Origin of the sequence: uncultured Campylobacter sp., assembly GCF_938045225.1 — a bacterium.
GTDB lineage: Bacteria > Campylobacterota > Campylobacteria > Campylobacterales > Campylobacteraceae > Campylobacter_A.
The window spans coordinates 1-2,570 of the sequence record NZ_CALINL010000084.1; the positions used below are offsets into that span (position 1 = coordinate 1).

2 protein-coding genes are annotated in these 2,570 nt (G+C 47.9%); both read right to left on the reverse strand.

Going from position 1 to position 2,570, the window contains the following annotated elements:
- Nucleotides 1-304, reverse strand: a 304-nt coding sequence (locus Q0200_RS03765; RefSeq protein ID WP_297937931.1) for a hypothetical protein, incomplete at its 3' end; no start/stop codon positions are given.
- Between the two features lie 404 nt (nt 305-708).
- A complete protein-coding gene (locus Q0200_RS03770; RefSeq protein ID WP_297937934.1) occupies nt 709-2,307 on the reverse strand; it encodes a hypothetical protein in 1,599 nt (532 codons plus the stop codon).
- Nucleotides 2,308-2,570 lie beyond the last annotated feature (263 nt).

Below are 2,570 nucleotides of genomic sequence, written 5' to 3' on the forward strand. Positions count from 1 at the left end.
AGAGCTGCAAGTCGTCATTTTTTAGCGCTCTTTGCAAGGTTTTTTCGCGCTCTTTGACCGCTTTTAAAGAAAGGATATTTTTAAAAAAGCCGGTAAAAAGAAACTGCGCATCCGCAAACTCGGCTGATACCTTATAGCGCGAGACCTCTTCGTAGCGCGCAAAAATCGCCTCTTTTTGCGCTTGCGTACATAGCGGATTGATATAAAAAATAGACAAAAAATCCCAAAAATCATCCCGCAAAGGAAAGCTTTCGTCAAAAGGCAGGCTAATTATCTCGCTGTAGTAAAGCATTACGGGGCTCAAATTTCTTCTCGACGCAAAAGCTAAACAGCAAGCCCTCTAGCAAATAACTATCGCTAAATCGTCTAATACGAAATTTTTGTATCTTTTTTATCTTCTTTAAAAGCTCTTTTTGCGTATCGGTAGCGCAAAAAGCTCTATCTTAGCTAAATGTAAGTTCATTACTCTCCTTTTTGTTTAAATTTATCCAAAAACGGCTTTGCCAGGGTGCGTGCTAGAGTAGATTTTGCTTTTTAGCTAGCCGCGTAAATTTAGACTGCTTTTAGCCTTAAATTTATCATCAAAAATACGGCAAATTTACGCTACACCAAAAGACTTGGCGGCGTAGTTAAATTTTAATGCCCTCATGAGCCAAGCCGCATAAGTTAGTTCTAAATTTAGCTCTGCAAACGCGCGATCTAACCGCCTCACGTACACTGCATAAAAAACGCGCTAACCTGCGTCCGCTCGCACCAAAACACGTACAAAATCCCGCCGCTACCAAAAAGCAGCTCCCCGTCCTCGCCGCTAGGAAGCCCGCTATCAAGCTGCATCAAAAACTCCATTTTCTCGCCGCATATCGGACACGTCGGCACCGAGGCACCCTGTACCCACGACGGCTCGCCGCCTATACGAGATAGGTTTTGCCTGCCGTTTGATAGCGCCCAGTCCTGCTTGTGCCAGCGTTTAGGTAGTACGCGCAGACGCACCATATCCTGCCTCGCCGGCTCGTCGTCTACGTACTCTACCTGCGTCCTTTCGCCGATACGTCGCGGCATACCCTGTGCGTCGTGCTCGTAAAAGACTATCTCGCCCTCGCTTATCTCTCTAACGTGCGCGGCTAGGGTTAGGCTAGGCAGCGAGCGCACCGGCAAGTCGCTGGGCAGCGGATCAAGCGTGATGAGATGAAAGAGCGGATTTTCCTCATCCGCGCAAGGCTCGTCTAAAACTCCGCCGATTTTATACTTCGTCTCGCCCAAATTTGCTTCCGCAGCTTCCTCGCTTTCGCCTTTTTGCGCTTCGCCCGTCCATAGTCCCCAAGTCGGGTGATTTTTAGCTTGATGCGCAGCAAACGGCTCGCTAAAATACCCCTGCCTAAACGCAATGTGATACGTGCGTTCGCCGCAGTATCTTTTTAGCCTAAACGCTTCGCCGCCGATACTTATTTTATCGCTAGCTTGCGCTTTTTGGACTCGGCTTTCTTCGTGCGGCGCGTTTTTGCCGGATTTGGGGTCGTTTAAATTTTCATCGGCTTGCGAATTTAGCTTGCTAGCGTTAAATTTGACGTCATTTATGACGCTTTGCGTCTGGCTTAAATTTTCATCCGCCAGCTCCGCGCCGTTTGCGCCTCCCGTAAATTTAACCCTCTCAAGCGTAAAGCCTACGTCCTCCAAATAGTAGCCTAGATGCTCGCTAAGGCTGCCTTTATGCTTCAAAAACTTCTCCGCCGCCGCAGTCTCGCAGGCAAATTTTATATTTCGCGGCTGTCTTGTTTGCAGCAGGCACTCAAAAAGCCTTTGTTTATCGCCCCTGCTAGTTTGCGCGCTAGCTAGCCTCTCGCGCCAGATCTGCGAGCTCTCGTAGTCTAGCTCGCGCCACGGATAGCACTCATAGTATGTCCCGTCGTTTGGTCGCAAGCTAAAAATCTCCTCCAGATATGGGTGCAAAAGCGGCGCAAACTCGAGGCTTGCTACGGCGATTACTCCCCAGGCATTTATTTGTCGCGCGCTATTTTTGTTTGCTTGTTTTTTATCTCTTTGCGCCTCGTTTTTAGCTCCGCCCTCCTCGCACAAAATCTCCATCGCCGTAGAGACCAAAGCCCTAAAATCCTCTTTGCTAACGTAGCTCATAGCGTCATCTAGTAGCGCGCCGCTCTCTCGCCGCCCGCGCAGCAAGCTATCAGCTAGCGTAAAATACGCCGCCTCGTCGCCCTTTAGCCGCCAAAATCGCTCGTATAAATCTGGCACTCTAAAGCCGTCGCGTTCGAAATCTCGCGCTAAATTTAGCGCCTCATCCCGCTTACCCATACTTATTTTCCTTTATAGTTTTATCGCAAATTTTACCAGAATTTATCTTGCTTTTACGCCAAATTTAAAGCCATCGGTTGCGGAAAGATTAAGCATTAAGATAATTCAAAAATCATGCGGATTAGGCGATACGAAAACCAAATTTCATCTCGCAAAACCGTAAATCAAACCTGCTTAAATTCGACGCCATAAAAGCAGGTTTAAATTTACGGTTCAAAAACCGACCTTGCGCCACCCCCCCCCTTAAATTTTCGTCGCACTCC